Below are 18,400 nucleotides of genomic sequence, written 5' to 3'. Positions count from 1 at the left end.
CCAAATGCTTCGCCCGTACAGTTGTCAGTTGTCATTGGGAAGAAATATTCCCCCTGCCCCATGCCCCCTGCCTGTTAACGTAATTTAGCTCCTACTGGGGCTGTTTCACCAATTAGACGCTGGACTTCATCTGGTTTAGAAGTTTTAGATATTGCTGCTTCAAAAGAAATAGTTCCAGCTTTGTACAAATCAGCTAAAACTTTTTCTAGAGTTTGCATTCCCAACTTACCACCCGTCTGAATAGCTGAGTAAATTTGTGCTGTTTTTCCTTCCCGAATTAAGTTAGAAATAGCGGGAGTGATAATCATAATTTCTTGAGCCATTACTCGCCCATATTCACCTGAATTGACATTTTTCTTAGGTACTAAAGTCTGACTAAAAACTGCGACTAAGGAGTTAGACAACTGCACCCGCACCTGAGTTTGTCTTTCTGAGGGAAAAACGTCAATAATCCGGTCAACGGTTTGTGCGGCAGAACTTGTATGTAGTGTACCAAGTACCAAGTGACCTGTTTCTGCGGCGGAAATCGCCAACATAATGGTTTCCAAGTCCCGCATTTCTCCTACCATAATAATATTTGGATCTTCTCGTAAAGCTGCTTTTAAAGCATTAGCAAAACTCTTCGTATCTTCTCCTAATTGGCGTTGGTGAACTAGACTTTTGATTGGTTCATAAACAAATTCCACAGGGTCTTCAACTGTTAAAATATGTTCTGCCCTAGTGCGGTTAATTAAGTCAATCATTGCCGCTAGGGTAGTAGTCTTACCAGAACCAGTTGGACCTGTGACTAGAATTAGTCCTCTAGGTTTTTCCATCATTTCCCGGACTATATCTGGCAAACCTAATTTTTCAAAGTTAGGAATTTTAGAACTTAATGCTCGTAAACAAGCAGCATAAGCACCACGTTCTTTATAGACATTCACCCGGAACCTAGCTAATCCTTTGACACCGTAAGAACAATCTAATTCCCATGTTTGCTCTAAAGTTTTGCGCTGAGTGTTATTGAGCATACTGAAAATTAGCCTTTGACATTCATCAGCCGTCAATATGTGTTCACCAATAGGTGTCAGATGTCCACTAATCCGAAAATAGGGAGGCAATCCAGCGGATAGGTGCAAGTCTGACCCACCTCTAGTAATTAGTTCTTCCATCAAGTCTTCAATCATCATTTCCATAGTCTGATTTCGCTCCCATTAATTAACAATAAAAAACTTAAAACTCTCAATTCAAAATGTGCGGCTAATCTGTAAAGCGAGGTGTCATACAGTAAGGACAATCTAACCATTCTGGTTGTAATTCCCCACTACAAGTCAGACAAGTCAGACCACTTTTGCGTTTAGCTTTTAATTCAGCCTCTAAACCGTCATCTGTAAGTGTTACTCGCTCTACTTCTTCTAAGGTAGTTGTTCCTTGACGAACTAAGTCCAAACTGTAAGCTAGTAAGGTTTTCATCCCCTCTTCAACAGCTACTTCTTTAATCCTTTTTGTAGGTGCTTCCTTGTTGATCAGAGTTTGTAATTCTTCAGTCATCCGCATTACTTCATAAACCCCACAACGCCCGTTGTAGCCAACACCACCACATTTTTGACAAAGATTTTTATGGCTGGCTATTTCTTCTGGTGGGATAGTATTGGCTTTGTAGAAAGTTACCTGAGCTTCTTGGGAAACGGATAGACCATAGCGAGCTAGTTCTTCAATGGTCGGAGTGTATGCTATACGACATTCAGAACAGACACAACGAACTAGACGTTGTGCTAAAACACCAATTAAGGAACTGGAAATCTTGAAAGGTTCAATACCCATTTCTCCCAAGCGAGCGATCGCTCCTGGCGCATCATTAGTGTGTAAAGTAGTTAATACCAAGTGACCGGTTAATGCTGCCTCAATCGCCGTTTTCGCAGTTTCCCGATCCCGTGTTTCCCCCACCAGCAAAACATCTGGATCTTGACGCAAGAAAGCCCGCAAGGCCGTCGAGAAATCCAACCCCTTTTCCCGAATTACCTGTACTTGAGTAATCCCCGGTAAACTATACTCAATTGGATCTTCTACTGTACTGATATTAATCCCCGGATCATTCTTTTCTGATAGTGCCGAATACAACGAAGTAGTTTTACCCGAACCAGTTGGTCCCGTCACTAAAATCAACCCGAATGGCTTACTAACCATATCCTTAACAATATTTAAGGTTTCTGGGTCAGTAATTAACTTATCCAAACCTAATTGAGTTCCAGTGTTATCTAAAATCCGTAAAACAACCTTTTCTCCATAGCGACTAGGTAGAGTATTTACCCGGAAATCCACTTTTCTTCCGGCAAATATCCGGCGAATCCGGCCATCTTGAGGTAACCGTCTTTCAGCAATGTCCAGGTTAGAAATAATTTTAAATCGGGCTGTTACCGCTGGGATAATTTTTTTCGGCATACTATCAAATGCCTCACGTAATATCCCATCCTTACGGAAACGAATCCGTAAATATTCTTCCTGCGGTTCAATGTGAATATCCGAAACACCCTCATTTAAAGCCTTCAACAAAATCCGATTCACAAGTTTAATGATTGGTGCCTGATCAGCACCCTTCATAGCATTATCTAAATCAACATCATTATCACTACTTTCATCTATGTCCAGAGTTTCTAGATTGTCTAAATCACCCTTGACATCATAATTTTTTTGCTGCTCTAATGTCTTTTGGCGTGCTGCTTGTTCATTTAAAAATTTGTTAATGATGTCCTGATAATCTTTCTGGGTAATTACCCTGCGTTGAAAAGACAAGCCTTGGGAACGCAAAATCCGATTAATATCATCATAAGCATCTAAATTATCTGGATCAACCATAGCCACCAACACATAAGGTGGGCTTTGGTTATCATTTCTTGACAATGGGATTAACTGATGCCGACGACAGATATCAATAGGAATGAGGGTTTGAATTAAATTCCCCACGTTTGTTGGATCAATTTCGTAGATTGCGGGATCAAGAGACTCAACGCCGTATAAAATTGTGAGTTCAAATAAATGTTGTTTTTTGTATTCGGTGACAAACTCAGGTGATAATTTTCGCTCAGTAATTGATTCTAATACTTCTGTCAGTGGTTTACCGGACTTGCGGCTGGCAATTACAGCCTGCTTCATTTGTTCATTATTGACATAGCCAGACGCTACTAATTTATTAACGAAAGGCGAAAACTCAGTTCTTGTAGTCAGCGCAGTGCTACGCCGTTGTGGTGATGAGTAAGTCATAAGCAATTGGGTTAGGGTAGAGAAACCTCTTTTTTAAGTATTCCCATACTGTGGCAGATAATTCTCATTCTGTATGAAATTTCATTCATGTATAATTTGGAGGTAGAAACCCGCCTATAGCCCAGATTGGGTTCAAAAACTAGATGCGTGACAGCTTAGTGGTATCACTTCCTGCCAAAATATTGGTAATTAAAAGAGCAGTCCGTCGTCAGCGGGTTGTTGAAAAGGGGGATTTAAACCCAAAATTAGCTTACTAGCTGAATGATCGTTAAATTTCTGCTGTTAAAAGCATCTGGAATGAGTAAATAATAGTAAACGAAAATAAACAGGTACACTATATAAGCCAGGAATTAGGCTAATCAACTCAAGATATAGCCAGCAGTTGCTAAAGTCACCGAACACACCTAAGTTTACCTCAAACCATTCCTCTCAGCACTTAAGTGACTGAATTTACCACATACCACATATTCTTATGAAAAGTGACTCCCCGTCCGAAATTAACTCCAATGAATCTAGCAGCGAGGTTAATGAGCAAGTAGCAAACCAAATAAATGAACAGGGAGATAACATACTCACTGAAGAACATGGTGATGCTACAGCCAACCCTATTGAAGTAGATATCGCTGTTTTAGCAGAGTTAAATCAACAAATTGAAACGCTCAAAACCCAACTAGAAGACCGTAGCACTCAGTATATGCGAATTGCCGCAGATTTTGAGAATTATCGCAAACGAACTGCCAAAGAAAAAGAAGAAATTGACTTACAGGTAAAGCGAAATACAATTACAGAATTGCTACCTGTTGTAGATAATTTTGAGCGAGCGCGAGCGCACCTCAAACCCCAAGGTGATGGTGAAATGACAATTCATAAGAGTTATCAAGGGGTTTACAAACAGTTGGTAGATTGTCTAAAACGTCTAGGTGTAGCACCCATGCGTCCTGAAGGTCAAGAATTTGACCCGAATTTGCATGAAGCCGTCATGCGAGAACCGACAGATGAACATCCAGAAGGAACAGTTTTAGAAGAGTTAGTTCGCGGCTACTATTTTGGTGAGCGTGTCCTCCGCCATGCCATGGTGAAAGTAGCTGCTCCCAGAGAATATATATCTTTAGAATCAGAAGATTTGTCTAGCCAAGATAACGGTTAACATGAACAGCATATAGCGGTATGCACTTAAATGAGATACAGTCATAAGCCCCCCTCCCTGCAAGCAAGTAGGGGGTTGGGGTTCTTGTATTTCACCCAACCAATAACCGCTATAAGGTTGTTGATACTTACTTACAGAACTTTCCAGTTTCATGAGGTACGTATATAGCGGGCAAGACTTGTACTGAGCAGTTCGACCCTTCGACAAGCTCAGGGCATCGCCAGCTCACTGTAACACTTGGCGATAGCGCGACGTGGCGTTAACCATAGTATGTCCGCTGGGTATGTACCTCATAACACCGGAAAGTTCTGTATCTCTTCCCTGTATCTGTTCCCTATTCCCTTGTTTGTAATACTAATTTTTAAAACTGTGGACTCTGTGTGTGCGATCGCCTATAATAAATGTGTTTTTCATAAAGTTTGCATAAAGGTTGCATAAATTTATTGCCTGTAAGTAGGTGAACGGAAAAAAACCGTAGACGTGGAGCGGCTTCTCGAAGAGTAATATGTAAGGACAAGTAAAGTTGCTCAAAACCTTTTCTGGAATTCCCTGTTCCCTGGGATGCACTGAGCTTGTCGATAGCGAAGCGTGGCGTAAGCCATAGTGTTCCCTGTTCCCTTGTCATAACGACAATTTTTAACGCTAACCTATTCAGCTAAAACACAACCGCTTGTGAATAATTACGGTGGAGTATTTTATTAAAAATAATTCAAGTATGGGAAAAGTTATTGGGATTGACTTAGGGACTACGAATAGTTGTGTAGCTGTTTTGGAATCTGGGCGACCAAAAGTAATTGCCAACTCCGAAGGTGGACGCACTACCCCTAGCATTGTAGCCTTTGGTAAAGGGAAAGATCGCCTCATCGGACAATTAGCAAAGCGACAAACTATAACTAATGCCGAAAACACAGTCTACAGTATTAAAAGATTTATCGGTCGTCGCTGGGAAGATACAGAATTAGAGCGCGGTCGCGTCCCTTATAATTGCATCAAAGGAAAAGATAATACCGTTGATGTCCAAATTCGCGGACAAAATTACACACCCCAAGAAATATCCGCTATGGTCTTGAAAAAACTCAAGCAAGACGCGGAAAATTTCTTAGGTGACGAAGTGACAAAAGCCGTAATTACCGTACCAGCATATTTTACAGATGCCCAAAGACAAGCCACAAAAGATGCAGGTACTATTGCTGGACTAGAAGTATTAAGAATTATCAACGAACCCACCGCCGCCGCCCTAGCCTTCGGTCTAGACAAACAAGATCAAGAGCAATTAATTTTAGTATTTGACTTAGGAGGGGGGACATTTGACGTATCTATTCTCCAACTAGGAGATGGAGTTTTTGAAGTTAAAGCCACCTGTGGTAATAATCATCTCGGCGGAGACGACTTTGATAATGCCATTGTTTGCTGGATGGTAGAGCGATTCCTAGCAGAAGAGAAAATAGACATTACCCAAGACAAAATGGCACTCCAACGCGTGCGAGAAGCCGCGGAAAAAGCCAAAGTTGAACTATCTAGTATGGTTATTACCTCCATTAACCTGCCATTTATCACTGCTGATGCTACTGGACCAAAGCATCTGGAAATGGAACTCAGTCGTTCTCAATTTGAAGAACTAACAGGGAGTTTAATCAAGGAGACTATCGCCCCAATGATGCAAGCCCTCAAAGATGCAGAAGTCAAACCGCAGAATATAGATAAGATTATTTTAGTAGGAGGTTCTACCCGCATTCCTGCTGTTCAAAACGCCCTGATCAAATTTTTCAATGGCAAAATCCCAGATCATTCCGTCAACCCTGATGAAGCAGTAGCACTAGGTGCAGCTATCCAAGCCGGAGTTTTGGGAGGAGAATTAAATACCCTATTACTGTTAGATGTCACACCTCTATCTTTAGGGATTGAAACACTAGGAGAAGTATTCACCAAAATTATTGACCGGAATACCACTATTCCCACTAGCAAAGCTCAAATATTTTCTACAGCCGTTGATGGTCAAACATCCGTAGAAGTTCATGTCCTCCAAGGAGAACGCTCCATGGCCAAGGATAACAAAAGTCTAGGGCAGTTTCTCCTCAGTGGGATTCCTCCTGCTCCTCGCGGCATTCCCCAAATTGAAGTGGCTTTTGAAATTGATGTGAATGGCATTCTCAAAGTTGCGGCTCAAGATAAAGGTACAGGTAGAGAACAAAGTATTCGGATTACAAGTACAGGCGGTTTAAGTAACAACGAAATTGAGCAAATGCGGCAACAAGCTGAGTTATTTTCCGGAGAAGATCAAAGACGTAAAGAACTGGTGGAACTCAAAAACCAAGCGAATAATCTCTTGTTTACTTATGCTTCAACATTACGGGATAATCCCAATTTAGTCAGTGAGCAGTTGATAGCTTTGGCTAATCAGAAAGTTGAACAATTGCAAAGGGCAATGAACAATCCGAATATGTCCCCCACACAGTTGAAGACCCTTTTAGAGGATTTCCAGCAAACTATCTTTGCTATTGGTACAAATGTTTACAACCAGGTTGATAATGAAGATTTAAAATCAGAAGCTGCCACGCAAATAAATCTTACCTAAGAATAGACCTCTTGCTTCAAGCAACACACAAATACCTCAATTCAATATTAATTTAGATCAGGAAAATAACTCACAAGCTGATTTTAACAACATCCAACTCGCACTGCTGTGGTTGCTGTCTCAGTGCGATTCGTTACTCCTAATCTATTTAATACTTGTATGAATTTACTGTAGACAAATGTGTTTCTCAAGTAGTCATTTAGAGAAGCAAGGATATATTTTCTTCATCTACCAGGGAACACAGGAGCGCATATCACAGATAGAACTAAAAGTATAGGTCGGGTTTTCCACATTTAATGGTACGGCTAGTTCCTATAATCAAGAGGTGGGTTTTTCGACATCTGAATAGCACAATAATAAAAGATTAATCATCGGTGATAGCAAACACTAGCAAAAAAATATTGGTAAAATTAATTATTAACAAAAATTAAACTAAAGAGCATGACTTAGCGTGACCCCACGCTATTTGCATTCCTAAATTTCTGTATTCTTGTTAAAGTGTTACCTTAAACCTATTAGTTACTGTTTTCCGTACTTCTGCTTCCTTATAATTCTTAACCTTGCTATATGGCCCGAGACTATTATGAAACCCTGGGTGTCTCTCGTGACGCCGACAAAGAAGAGATTAAACAGGCTTATCGCCGCCTAGCCCGAAAATATCACCCAGATGTGAATAAAGAATCTGGGGCAGAGGAACGATTCAAAGAAATTAACCGCGCCTACGAAGTGCTATCAGAGCCGGAGGTTCGCGCTCGTTACGACCGCTTTGGTGAAGCTGGTGTTTCCGGTGCGGCTGCGGCTGGCGCTGGTTTCCAAGATATGGGAGATATGGGTGGTTTTGCCGATATCTTTGAAAGTATTTTCAGCGGCTTTGCTGGGGCTCCAGGTGGACAACCCCAACAAAGACGGCGTGGTGGACCAGTGCGGGGTGATGATCTGCGTCTAGACCTGAAATTAGATTTTCGGGAAGCGGTATTTGGTGGGGAAAAGGAAATTCGTATTTCCCATTTAGAAACTTGTGAAGTTTGTAATGGTTCTGGTGCTAAATCAGGAACTCGTCCTCGGACTTGCAGCACTTGTAGTGGTTCAGGTCAAGTTAGAAGGGTAACAAGAACGCCATTTGGTAGTTTTACCCAAGTGTCAACTTGTCCCACCTGTGATGGCTCAGGAACGGTTGTAGAAGATAAATGTGATGCTTGTGATGGTAAGGGCGCAAATCAGGTTACAAAGAAACTCAAAATCAATGTTCCCGCTGGTGTAGATAATGGCACAAGATTACGGATTTCCCAAGAAGGAGATGCGGGTCAACGCAGTGGTCCTCCTGGTGATTTATATGTCTATTTGTTTGTAAATGAAGATGAAGAATTTCATCGAGAGGGCATTAATGTTAACTCGGAAATTAAAATTAGCTACTTACAAGCGATTTTAGGTTGCCGGATAGAGGTAAATACAGTAGATGGTCCAGTGGAGTTGATTATTCCCGCCGGCACTCAACCGAATACAGTGATGAAATTAGAAAATCGTGGTGTTCCCCGTCTGGGTAATCCTGTGAGTCGCGGTGATCATCTGTTGACGGTGTTAATTGATATCCCCACGAAGATCATCCCAGAGGAACGGGAATTGCTAGAGAAACTAGCTAAAATTAAGGGAGACAGGACAGGTAAAGGTGGTTTCGACGGATTCATAGGAAACTTATTTAAGTCATGAGTGGCTCTTTGATATTAACCCCTGACGCTCAACTGGATTTGCGTGGGACTCCTTGCCCGATTAATTTTGTGCGGACAAAACTATATCTGGAAAAAATGCCCCCTGGGGGTTTACTAGAAGTTTGGTTAGATCCAGGTGAACCGATAGAACAAGTTCCTGATAGTCTGACAATGGCTGGTTATCAAATAGAACAAGTGACAGATTGCGCTGGCTATTTTTCCCTAGTTATTCGCCGTCCGGTTGCTGCGGCATGACAGGGAAAAGTGTTTCTACTAAACAGTTATTGGGTACGGTTGTAGCTGTACAGGCGAATTTTTATCGAGTGCAGATGGATGAAGAAGAAGGAGTCAGGAGTCAGGAGTCAGGAGTCAGGAGTTCAGAAATAATAGAAAGTTCTTCTTCCCCTTCTTCGCTGTCACCTGTTCCCTGTCACCTGTCCCCTTCTTCCCCTATCCTTCTCTGCACAAGAAGGACGCGCTTAAAAAAGATTGGTCAACAGGTGATGGTGGGCGATCGCGTCATCGTCGAAGAACCTGATTGGACTGATGGACGGGGGGCTGTTAGTGAAGTTTTACCGCGTCATAGTCAATTAAATCGCCCAGCGATCGCTAATGTCAATCAAATTCTCCTGGTTTTTGCGGTTGCAGACCCGCCTTTAGAACCTATTCAATTGAGTAGATTTTTAATTAAGGCTGAGTCTACAGGAGTTGATGTGCTGTTATGTTTGAATAAATGTGATTTAGTCTCTCTAGAAGAAAAACAGCAAATTAATGACCGTCTCCTGGCTTGGGGTTATCAACCTTTATTTATTAGCGTTCGAAATAGCATTAATATTGACCAAATAGCCACATATTTGCAGGATAAAATCACGGTGATTGCTGGTCCTTCTGGTGTGGGAAAATCCAGCTTGATTAATAGTTTGATTCCCGATATCAACCTGCGAGTGGGGGAAGTTTCCGGCAAATTAGCTCGCGGTCGTCATACCACCCGTCATGTAGAATTATTTGAAATGCCTACAGGTGGGTTATTAGCAGATACTCCTGGTTTTAATCAGCCGGATTTGGATTGTAGTCCTGAAGAATTAATTCACTATTTCCCAGAGGCCAGAGAACGCCTAGCTGTTGCCCATTGTCGCTTTAGTGATTGTATCCATAAAGATGAGCCAGACTGTGCTGTTAGTGGTGACTGGGAACGATATCAGCATTATTTAGAATTTTTGGATGATGCGATCGCTCAACAAACCCATCTTAACCAACAAGCTGACCCGGAATCAAGTCTGAAATTAATATCTAAAGGTAAAGGTCAAAGTCAATACGAACCCAAACTAGAAAGTAAGAAATACCGCCGAATTTCTCGAAAGACTCAATTGCAAGACTTACAAAATTTATATCAAGACAGTGAAGATTGATTCTAGATAAATTTCATATCCCCGACTTCTTGAAGAAGTCGGGGATATTGGGATCTTGAATAAACAGAATTTCCTAACATTCACAATCCCTCCTCTTCCTTCATCCTGTAAATCCTTAAATCCTGGTAATCCTGATTCAGACAAAATAAAAAATCTGTGCTACACTGAATCCAGACATCAAAACCAGCTTTTTGTAGAAAAATACTTTTCCGCCTAACGGCGGTGGGTTAAGAAGGGAAAAGAAAAAAAGAGAAGAGGGCAAAAGAGCAAGAGTGTAAAGGGCTACTAAGTCCTCGCCGCACCACTACATACAACCCGAAAACCAATATTGTTGTTGTCGTAGTCGAGATAGTTGAGGCTGCGAAAAGCAGAACGGCAATTTTCAGGATCGCCGCCCCACGAACCACCGCGCAGTATCATATAGCCGCCTAGAATTGTCGAAGCGCTGCCATCTGTAGGCGCGTTTATATAATTTTCTTGATAGCCATCTTGACACCATTCCCACACATTACCGTGCATATCGTACAAACCAAAAGAGTTAGGGGGAAAAGTTCCTACATCTGTAGTCTGCTGACGATCTTTTCCTTTTGGTGCAGAAGCATAGGTATAATTACCATTATAATTTACCAAATCTGGAGTAATACTTTCACCAAAATAAAATGGTGTGGTAGTTCCGGCACGACAAGCATACTCCCATTCTGCTTCACTGGGTAATCTGTAGTTTTCGCCTGTTTTTTGACTTAACTTTTTACAGAACTCAACCGCATTATTCCAACTAACTATTTCAACAGGGCGGTTATCGCCTCTGAAGGCGGAAGGATTAGTTCCTGTGATAGCTTGATACTGTGCCTGTGTCAATTCATATTTTCCCATGTAGAAACTGGGAACTGTAACTTGGTGTTGGGGACCTTCATTTGAACGTCGTTGTGCTTCACTTTCTGGTGAACCCATGATAAATGTTCCCCCTGGGATTTCCACCATGTCCAAGGTGACACCATTTCCTAAGTCTTCTGTAAAGTATTTCGCGCTTTCCTTGCGTCGGTTGGTGATATTTCCCCGTGCGTCTGTGGTGACAACTTCAAAACTAAAGGTTTTAAGGTTATTGGAAGGTATTGGTGGTTGAGGTATTGGTGGTTGAGGTTTTGGTGATTGTAAAGCTTTTTCTATTGCTGCTATTCTTTGCAAAATCTCATGGGAGTTTTGAGGACGATCTTTATATAAACGCTGCATCATATCATCTAATAAATCTGCCAACATAGATGATATTTGTGGTGCATGATTCCGCCAATTTAATGTTTCATTATAGGAATCATACATGATTGGGTCAAGTGGTTCTTTACCCGTGAGTAAATAAACAAATGTCCGTCCTAAAGCAAAAAAATCAGACTGGGGTACAGCATTATTATTAATTTGTTCTGAGGGTGTGTAACCTGCGGAAATTATTCCTGTGACACCACCTTGTTGTTTAAATACTGTAGATGTTACCTTCCTCACAGTACCAAAATCAATTAATACTAATTCGGCACTTTCTGACCGCAACATAATATTAGGTGGTTTGATGTCTCGATGAAAGAAGTGTTTATTATGTACCTGTTCTAAAATAATAATTAGATCTTTTAGCCATTCTATAGCTGTAGTTTGGTTAATAGGACGCAAACCACGTTTTTGCATATATTTTTCTAAATCTTCTCCCACAACTTTTTCCATTACCAAACAATGAATCGGGTTTTGACTGTTGTAGGGATAATATTCAAAATAAGCGTCTGATTCTACATGAGGAATACCGGAATGATGGAGTTGACTTAAAACATCAGCTTCTTGTTTAAATAATTCTACAGCTTTAGGGTCGTTATTAATCAAGACTTTGAGAACTTTAGCCTGATTGGTTCTGACTTCGTTAATCTCATAAGTCACACCAAAGCCACCCCGTCCTAACTGACATTGTACCCGATAACGTTGTTGTAGCAAGACTTCCGAGCCACAGGCTTGACAAAAAAGGATATTATCGGGATTTTGTGGCTTTGGGCAGTTAGAATTGATGCACAGGCTCATAATCTTGGTAGTTAGCACGTTTATAGGACATTCTACCTTGATTTACTGAAAATCAGTAATTTAGGATTTATGCACTGTAAAAATTAATCATTTTATGTATTGAGGAAAAAAGCTATTTCCGACTTTGATTGATGATTATATTGATCATGAACAGACAAATATGGGAAGCTTGCAAATACGCCAGGGAATGAATTCCCTGTCTCATAGCTCAAGTCCGTTAAAACGGACTAAGGAATTTCACAAGTAAGTGTAGACGCGGTTTCTAAGCGCCCGTTGAACTTCCGCGAAGCGGCGCTAGACCAAAATATTTTTCTATTAAGTATTAGCCGAGGATTCATGACCAATGACCCATATAGTCTTAAAATATTCTTAATTTCCCCACACAGACTTTTTTGTCTGTAACCTCCAAATACCACACATAAAAAATATTATGGCTATAGGCTACGTCGCGCTTGTACTTCATGCACATCTGCCCTTCGTTCGTCACCCAGGAAGTGATTATGTGCTAGAAGAAGAATGGCTGTATGAAGCGATTACTGAAACTTACATTCCTTTATTAAAAGTATTTGAAGGCTTAAAACGAGATGGCGTTGATTTTAAACTCACCATGAGTATGACTCCGCCTTTGATTTCTATGCTTCGTGATCCTTTATTGCAAGAACGCTATGATGCTCACTTATCACAACTAGAAGAGCTTATAGAACTAGAATCTGAGCGCAATATTCATAATGGTCATCTGCGGTATTTAGCGGAACATTATGCAACTGAATTTAATCAAGCGCGGGAGTTATGGGAACGTTATCACGGTGATTTAGTTACAGCGTTTAAACAGTTCCAAGATAGTAATAACTTAGAAATTATCACCTGTGGTGCGACTCACGGCTACTTACCATTAATGAAAATGTACCCCCAGGCTGTATGGGCGCAAATTCAGGTAGCCTGTGAACATTATGAGGAAACCTTTGGCCAAGCCCCTAGAGGGATATGGTTGCCAGAATGCGCCTATTATGAAGGTGTGGAGCGAATGCTGGCGGATGCTGGTTTACGTTATTTCCTCACCGATGGTCATGGCATTTTATACGCTCGTCCCCGTCCGCGCTTCGGTAGTTATGCCCCAATTTTTACAGAACCGGGTGTAGCGGCTTTTGGTCGAGATCATGAATCTTCCCAGCAAGTATGGTCTTCTGAGGTGGGTTATCCTGGTGCAGCCGAATATCGGGAATTTTATAAAGACCTGGGTTGGGAAGCTGAATATGAATATATTAAGCCCTATATAATGCCTAATGGTCAGCGCAAAAATACAGGTATTAAGTATCATAAAATTACCGGACGGGGCTTAGGTCTTTCCGATAAAGCTCTTTATGATCCTTACTGGGCAAAGGAAAAAAGTGCAGAACACGCTGCTAACTTCATGTATAATCGTGAGCAGCAAGCTGGGCATTTACACAATATCATGGGTCGGCCGCCAATTATTGTATCTCCCTATGATGCGGAGTTATTCGGTCATTGGTGGTATGAGGGTCCTTGGTTCATTGATTATCTGTTCCGTAAGTCATGGTATGACCAGAAAACCTATGAAATGACCCATTTAGCCGATTATTTACGGGCTAATCCTCAGCAACAAGTATGTCGTCCTGCTCAGTCGAGTTGGGGCTTTAAGGGTTTCCATGAATATTGGTTGAATGATACTAATGCTTGGGTTTATCCACATTTGCACAAAGCTGCGGAACGGATGATTGAAATTTCCCAAATTGAAGCTGAAGATGAATTACAGGAAAAAGCACTCAATCAAGCTGCGAGAGAGTTGTTATTAGCACAATCTTCTGACTGGGCGTTTATTATGCGGACAGGAACAATGGTTCCCTATGCGGTGAGAAGAACAAGATCGCATTTAATGCGCTTTAATAAACTCTATGAAGATGTGAAAGTGGGTAAGGTTGATAGTGGTTGGTTGGAAAAAGTCGAGTCAATGGATAATATTTTCCCCAATATTAACTATCGCGTTTATCGGCCAGCATTTTAAGTAGTTCCCAGATCCCCGACTTTTTCAAAAAGTCGGGGATCTATATCTAGAAAAGCAAAACCCCCAGTCACAATGCTGGAGGTTATTTTTATACACATCTTGTCAAATTGCCAGTAAATACTATCTGGGTAAGTTGCGGCTGTTGTAAGCATCAATAGCATAGGCGGGTGTGCGTTGGGTATAGTCTATATCTACGCCAGTAATAGATTTAGCCAAAGCTGCAAATTTGTCAGAAGCCCAATTGCGTTCGTGAATGGGCTTGCTTTGTTCACCCATGAAATAAGCTAGAGAACCGATAACGGAAACTGCTACCCAAGCAACAACCAATAGAGAAATTAAAATAGCCATTCGAGAACCTCGTTTTTTACTTTTTGTAACCTTATGTAAATAAATATAACAGATTGTTAACAGAAGTTGCAAATTATTTTCTGGTGTGTATGCCCCTCAAAGAGGTGAGGTATTCCCCACTGTAATAATTTCGTAACAAAACGCACTAATACAAGAAATGATGAGAAAATCGTCTGGGTATATTTTTGTTGGGTTTTTTGTAAAAAAAAATAATCAGATCCCCGATTTCTCAAAGAAATCGGGGATCTATGTCCTGAGCATGATTACAAATGCAGTTGAGCAAGGAAATGATGAGTAATGGGTAAACTATCCACCACCATTGCCAAACACAACAGCATCATGTAGGAAATGGAATACAAAAATAATTCCCGCGCTATGGTTTTATCTTCGGGATTTTGCAATAAGCGCCAAGACTTATGGACAAATACTCCCCCTAAAGTCAAGGCAATAACAGCATAGACAATCCCGCTGGCGTGTAAGGGATAAAACAGCAAGATAGTCGCAGTGACAGTAATCACCGTATAAAACCAAATTTGCCGGACGGTGGCTTTATTACCCGCTACCACAGGTAACATTGGTATCCCCACCTTAGCGTAATCATCACTAATCATTAAAGCCAAAGCCCAAAAATGGGGAGGTGTCCACAAAAAGACAATGGCAAAAATTAGCCACGCAGACCAGCTTAAAGTGTCCGTTACTGCTGCCCAACCGACTAAAGTGGGAATTGCCCCTGCTGCACCACCAATGACGATATTTTGAGTGGTATGGCGTTTGAGCCAGTGAGTATAGACTAAAACATAGAAAATGATGCCAGAAAAGGCTAAAAATGCTGCCAGGAGATTGGCAAAAACGGTGAGGAGGGTAAAAGAAAGTACAGCCAGAGCGATCGCAAAAATTAAAGCATCACGGGATTGGATCTTCCCGGAAGGGATGGGGCGGTTGCGTGTCCGCTCCATATCATAATCTATATCTCGATCATAGATACAGTTAATAGTTTGGGCGCTGGCTGCTGCTAAAGTTCCGCCAATCATTGTAATAATTAACAACCAGGGATCTACCTCACCCTTAGCGGCTATCCACATACTCCCAGCAGTGGTAATTAATAGTAGGGGAATAATCCGGGGTTTGGTTAGCTGGTAGTAACTTTGAACGACTTGGAGAAATGTGTCGTGTTGACGACGAGAGACATTAGTCTCAATCATGTTAGGTCTTTTTCCTTATTTTTCAAGAACTGGTCAGCAAACCGCTGTAAGCAGGAGTCAGGAGTCAGGAGTCAGGAGTCAGGAGTCAGGAGGAAGAAGGAGGAAGAAAGAGGAAGAAGGAGTTACTGTGTTGGTGAGGGAGGAAGCAAACCATCCCGCAGTGATAAAACTGTAAATACTACCAAAGTCCCCAGTAAAGTCGCACCGATAGCTTGGTGAGAAACGGTAAGGGGTTCAACTTGTAAATGTAAACGGAAGGTAGCCACACCCAAAAGAAGTTGTAAAATCAACAAGCCACCAGCCAGATTTGCCAGTTTTCGCAAAGCCGGATGTAGGGCTGGTGTGCGCCAAGAAATTAAAACAACTGCTAAAGTAGCGATGGTTGGCGGTACTAAGCCAAAAATATGGCTGTACATGACATCACAAAGTTGTTCCCCGGACAAACATTGGTGCAAAGCCCAACGAGAACCTACTATTGCACCCAATAAACTTTGTAAGTAGACGCAAACAGCAGCAGTTAAACCCACCCAAGGCAACTTTCCTACTGTTCCCGTGCCTTGATAGGGAATCAAACTTGTACCGATAATTAACAACGTAGTGAAAAATAGTAACGCTGTTCCTAAATGGGCGGTAACGATATCAAACCGCAATAATTCAGTTACAGTCAGTCCTCCCAGAATCCCTTGGAAGACAATTAAAAACAGGGCAAATGTGGAAGCCCAGGGTAGCCACTTGGGTAAATGTTGACGATGCCACCAGGATAAACCACAAAGGGCGATCGCACTAAAGCCAATTAAAGCTGCATCGAGGCGATGAAACCACTCCAAAAACACTTGGAGATTCATTTGTTTGGCTGGAACTAACTCCCCATAGCACAAAGGCCAATCAGGGCAAGCGAGTCCAGCATTCATAACGCGGGTGGCACTGCCTATAGCCATCAAAATTAAGGTGGCTACGCATATTTTCCACACCAAGCGACGAATCATCTCCTGGGGCTGTTGTGCTACTGTGGCCGCTTTATTTTGTTGTTCTAGGACAAATTCGTTCATTAACAATACCTTTGGACCGCTTGTGCTGGAAATTGAAAATTTTCTATTTTGATTTAGTCCCGACTTCTACTTACCCTAACCTATAGGTCAGAATATAGAAATCAGCTTTCCCTTACACTTTGGATCACTTTAGCTAGTTTCCGCTGTAAGATTTCGTGCTGTTTTGCAGATAGAAATAATTAATCAATGGGAATTAATGGGAATTAATGGAAATTTCTGAAAATTTTTTGCCTAATTGTCATCTAACCTGGGCAAGACAACTTATCTCCCTTGTACTCAAAATTGTGTTCTTAATCGAAAAAATTAATAAAGATTTCAGACCAGCGGATACTATATCTCATTGCCTGCACTACCTTAGTATGTAGAGTTACTTTAACAAGTGAAGTAACTTACAGATAAAATAGTCAATTAATCAAGAAATCAGCCGTGAAAATTCCAAATGCAATCTGGACATTACTCATTGGCATTGTCCTCACCCTCGCCAGTCTCTGGTACGGTCAAAATCACGGTCTATTACCTGTAGCGGCCTCAGACGAAGCCCCCTTGGTAGATGGTCTATTCAACACCATGATGACTGTTTCTACAGGCATATTTTTGATTGTTGAAGGTGTTTTAATTTACGCTGTTATTAGATATCGTCGTCGGGCTGGTGACAATGCAGATGGGCCAGCAATTGAAGGTAATGTGCCTCTAGAGATACTCTGGACAGCGATCCCCGCAATTATCGTTATCGGTATTTCTCTCTACAGTTTTGATGTATATAACAACATGGGCGGCTTTGATCCCCATTCGGCTCATGCTGCCCCGATGATGGAAAATGCCATGAATATGCCGGGAACGGCAATGGCTGCCACCCTCATCAGTACAGAAGCATCTGGACAAGTATCACAATTAGATACCGATGCTGATGCCGTTAAAAAACCAGCAGAATTAACCATTAACGTCTCTGGAATGCAATATGCTTGGTTATTTACCTATCCAGATAATGACGTAACAACAGGTGAATTGCATTTACCCATTGGCAAAACAGTGGAAATCAACATGACAGCCAGTGATGTTATCCACGCCTTTTGGATTCCAGAATTTCGGGTGAAACAGGATGCCATTCCTGGTAGACAAACCAATTTGCGTTTTACTCCCAGAAAAGCGGGTGATTATCAACTTATTTGTGCTGAACTGTGTGGACCATATCACGGGGTGATGAAAAGCCAAGTAGTTGTGGAGTCACAGGAAGCTTTTGATAGTTGGATGCAAGAACAGCTAATTGCTGGTAAAGATATTCCCAATCAAGCCGTAGCTGTGAATTCCATGGCCATGACTGCTGATGAATTTCTCTCTCCTTACACTCACAATATGGGCATTCACTCAGAAATTCTGCATCAAATTAAGTAGTTTAAGAATTACTTGAGTTGCAGTGGTTACAAAAAAAGATTTTGAACCTTTAAGTTATACATTCACGTAGGGGAGGTAGGGGAGGTAGGGGAGGTAGGGGAGGTAGGGGAGGCGGGGGAGGTAGGGGAGGTAGGGGAGGCAGGGGAGGCGGGGGAGGTAGGGGAGGTAGGGGGAGAAATTTCTGTCTTCTTTCTGTCTTCTTTCTTCCTTCCTTCTGAACTCCTGACTCGGTGACTCCTGACTCCTGACTCGGTGAC

Annotated in this window: 14 protein-coding genes; 7 read left to right on the top strand and 7 right to left on the bottom strand. The window is 41.6% G+C overall.

The genetic code is table 11. The features are described from left to right. Nucleotides 1–74: 74 nt before the first annotated feature. Nucleotides 75–1,175: a type IV pilus twitching motility protein PilT gene (locus tag FJR06_RS11545; protein ID WP_168651466.1), complete on the bottom strand. Its 1,101-nt coding sequence runs from the start codon at nucleotides 1,173–1,175 to the stop codon at nucleotides 75–77. 64 nt (nucleotides 1,176–1,239) lie between these two features. Beyond that, nucleotides 1,240–3,240: an ATPase, T2SS/T4P/T4SS family gene (locus FJR06_RS11540; protein ID WP_168651465.1), complete on the bottom strand. Its 2,001-nt coding sequence runs from the start codon at nucleotides 3,238–3,240 to the stop codon at nucleotides 1,240–1,242. A gap of 472 nt (nucleotides 3,241–3,712) precedes the next feature. On the opposite strand from FJR06_RS11540, the gene grpE reads away from it, so the two are divergent. From grpE to rsgA, 5 genes are all read left to right on the top strand, one after another. Further along, a complete protein-coding gene (grpE, locus tag FJR06_RS11535) occupies nucleotides 3,713–4,387 on the top strand; it encodes a nucleotide exchange factor GrpE (protein ID WP_015081024.1) in 675 nt (224 codons plus the stop codon). Nucleotides 4,388–5,102: 715 nt separating this feature from the next. Then, on the top strand, nucleotides 5,103–6,962 hold the full coding sequence (gene dnaK / locus FJR06_RS11530) for a molecular chaperone DnaK (protein ID WP_168651464.1): 1,860 nt from the start codon (nucleotides 5,103–5,105) through the stop codon (nucleotides 6,960–6,962). A 567-nt stretch (nucleotides 6,963–7,529) separates the two neighbouring features. Further along, on the top strand, nucleotides 7,530–8,669 hold the full coding sequence (gene dnaJ, locus FJR06_RS11525; protein ID WP_168632551.1) for a molecular chaperone DnaJ: 1,140 nt from the start codon (nucleotides 7,530–7,532) through the stop codon (nucleotides 8,667–8,669). Then, complete coding sequence (locus tag FJR06_RS11520; protein WP_015081021.1) at nucleotides 8,666–8,923, top strand: sulfurtransferase TusA family protein; 258 nt, start codon at nucleotides 8,666–8,668, stop codon at nucleotides 8,921–8,923. Before dnaJ ends, FJR06_RS11520 begins: the two co-directional genes overlap by 4 nt. Then, nucleotides 8,920–10,077, top strand: a complete 1,158-nt coding sequence (gene rsgA, locus FJR06_RS11515) for a small ribosomal subunit biogenesis GTPase RsgA (RefSeq protein WP_168651463.1) — start codon at nucleotides 8,920–8,922, stop codon at nucleotides 10,075–10,077. Before FJR06_RS11520 ends, rsgA begins: the two co-directional genes overlap by 4 nt. Nucleotides 10,078–10,362: 285 nt before the next feature. Here the strand turns inward: rsgA and FJR06_RS11510 are convergent, their stop codons facing one another. Then, nucleotides 10,363–12,129 (bottom strand): bifunctional serine/threonine-protein kinase/formylglycine-generating enzyme family protein, encoded by a 1,767-nt coding sequence (locus tag FJR06_RS11510; protein WP_168651462.1) that lies wholly within the window; start codon nucleotides 12,127–12,129, stop codon nucleotides 10,363–10,365. Between the two features lie 430 nt (nucleotides 12,130–12,559). Between FJR06_RS11510 and FJR06_RS11505 the strand changes: the two genes are divergently transcribed. Then, nucleotides 12,560–14,152: a glycoside hydrolase family 57 protein gene (locus FJR06_RS11505; protein ID WP_168651461.1), complete on the top strand. Its 1,593-nt coding sequence runs from the start codon at nucleotides 12,560–12,562 to the stop codon at nucleotides 14,150–14,152. A 120-nt stretch (nucleotides 14,153–14,272) separates the two neighbouring features. On the opposite strand, the gene FJR06_RS11500 is transcribed toward FJR06_RS11505, so the two are convergent. The 3 genes from FJR06_RS11500 to FJR06_RS11490 form a co-directional block, all read right to left on the bottom strand. Continuing rightward, entirely contained in the window at nucleotides 14,273–14,500 is a 228-nt protein-coding gene (locus FJR06_RS11500; protein ID WP_015081014.1) for a photosystem II protein, Psb35-related, read from the bottom strand. Between the two features lie 263 nt (nucleotides 14,501–14,763). Continuing rightward, nucleotides 14,764–15,702 carry a heme o synthase gene (locus FJR06_RS11495; RefSeq protein ID WP_015081013.1) on the bottom strand — a complete coding sequence of 313 codons (939 nt, stop codon included), beginning with the start codon at nucleotides 15,700–15,702 and terminating at the stop codon, nucleotides 14,764–14,766. A gap of 122 nt (nucleotides 15,703–15,824) precedes the next feature. Further along, nucleotides 15,825–16,751: a heme A synthase gene (locus FJR06_RS11490; protein WP_015081012.1), complete on the bottom strand. Its 927-nt coding sequence runs from the start codon at nucleotides 16,749–16,751 to the stop codon at nucleotides 15,825–15,827. A 426-nt stretch (nucleotides 16,752–17,177) separates the two neighbouring features. Here FJR06_RS11490 and FJR06_RS11485 point away from each other — a divergent pair, with 426 nt between their 5' ends. After that, nucleotides 17,178–18,143, top strand: a complete 966-nt coding sequence (locus FJR06_RS11485; RefSeq protein WP_168651460.1) for a cytochrome c oxidase subunit II — start codon at nucleotides 17,178–17,180, stop codon at nucleotides 18,141–18,143. A 49-nt stretch (nucleotides 18,144–18,192) separates the two neighbouring features. On the opposite strand, the gene FJR06_RS23970 is transcribed toward FJR06_RS11485, so the two are convergent. Continuing rightward, nucleotides 18,193–18,400: hypothetical protein (locus FJR06_RS23970; RefSeq protein ID WP_217359777.1), on the bottom strand; the 208-nt coding region annotated here is incomplete at its 5' end.

The organism is Dolichospermum sp. UHCC 0352, from assembly GCF_009711925.1.
Classification (GTDB): domain Bacteria; phylum Cyanobacteriota; class Cyanobacteriia; order Cyanobacteriales; family Nostocaceae; genus Dolichospermum; species Dolichospermum lemmermannii.
This window is presented reverse-complemented; position numbering and strand designations above follow the sequence as displayed.

Coding starts and splice junctions, on each gene's coding strand:
- FJR06_RS11545 (WP_168651466.1), bottom strand. CDS start 1,175: ATGGAAATGATGATTGAAGACTTGATGGAAGAACTAATTACTAGAGGT.
- FJR06_RS11540 (WP_168651465.1), bottom strand. CDS start 3,240: ATGACTTACTCATCACCACAACGGCGTAGCACTGCGCTGACTACAAGA.
- grpE (WP_015081024.1), top strand. CDS start 3,713: ATGAAAAGTGACTCCCCGTCCGAAATTAACTCCAATGAATCTAGCAGC.
- dnaK (WP_168651464.1), top strand. CDS start 5,103: ATGGGAAAAGTTATTGGGATTGACTTAGGGACTACGAATAGTTGTGTA.
- dnaJ (WP_168632551.1), top strand. CDS start 7,530: ATGGCCCGAGACTATTATGAAACCCTGGGTGTCTCTCGTGACGCCGAC.
- FJR06_RS11520 (WP_015081021.1), top strand. CDS start 8,666: ATGAGTGGCTCTTTGATATTAACCCCTGACGCTCAACTGGATTTGCGT.
- rsgA (WP_168651463.1), top strand. CDS start 8,920: ATGACAGGGAAAAGTGTTTCTACTAAACAGTTATTGGGTACGGTTGTA.
- FJR06_RS11510 (WP_168651462.1), bottom strand. CDS start 12,129: ATGAGCCTGTGCATCAATTCTAACTGCCCAAAGCCACAAAATCCCGAT.
- FJR06_RS11505 (WP_168651461.1), top strand. CDS start 12,560: ATGGCTATAGGCTACGTCGCGCTTGTACTTCATGCACATCTGCCCTTC.
- FJR06_RS11500 (WP_015081014.1), bottom strand. CDS start 14,500: ATGGCTATTTTAATTTCTCTATTGGTTGTTGCTTGGGTAGCAGTTTCC.
- FJR06_RS11495 (WP_015081013.1), bottom strand. CDS start 15,702: ATGATTGAGACTAATGTCTCTCGTCGTCAACACGACACATTTCTCCAA.
- FJR06_RS11490 (WP_015081012.1), bottom strand. CDS start 16,751: ATGAACGAATTTGTCCTAGAACAACAAAATAAAGCGGCCACAGTAGCA.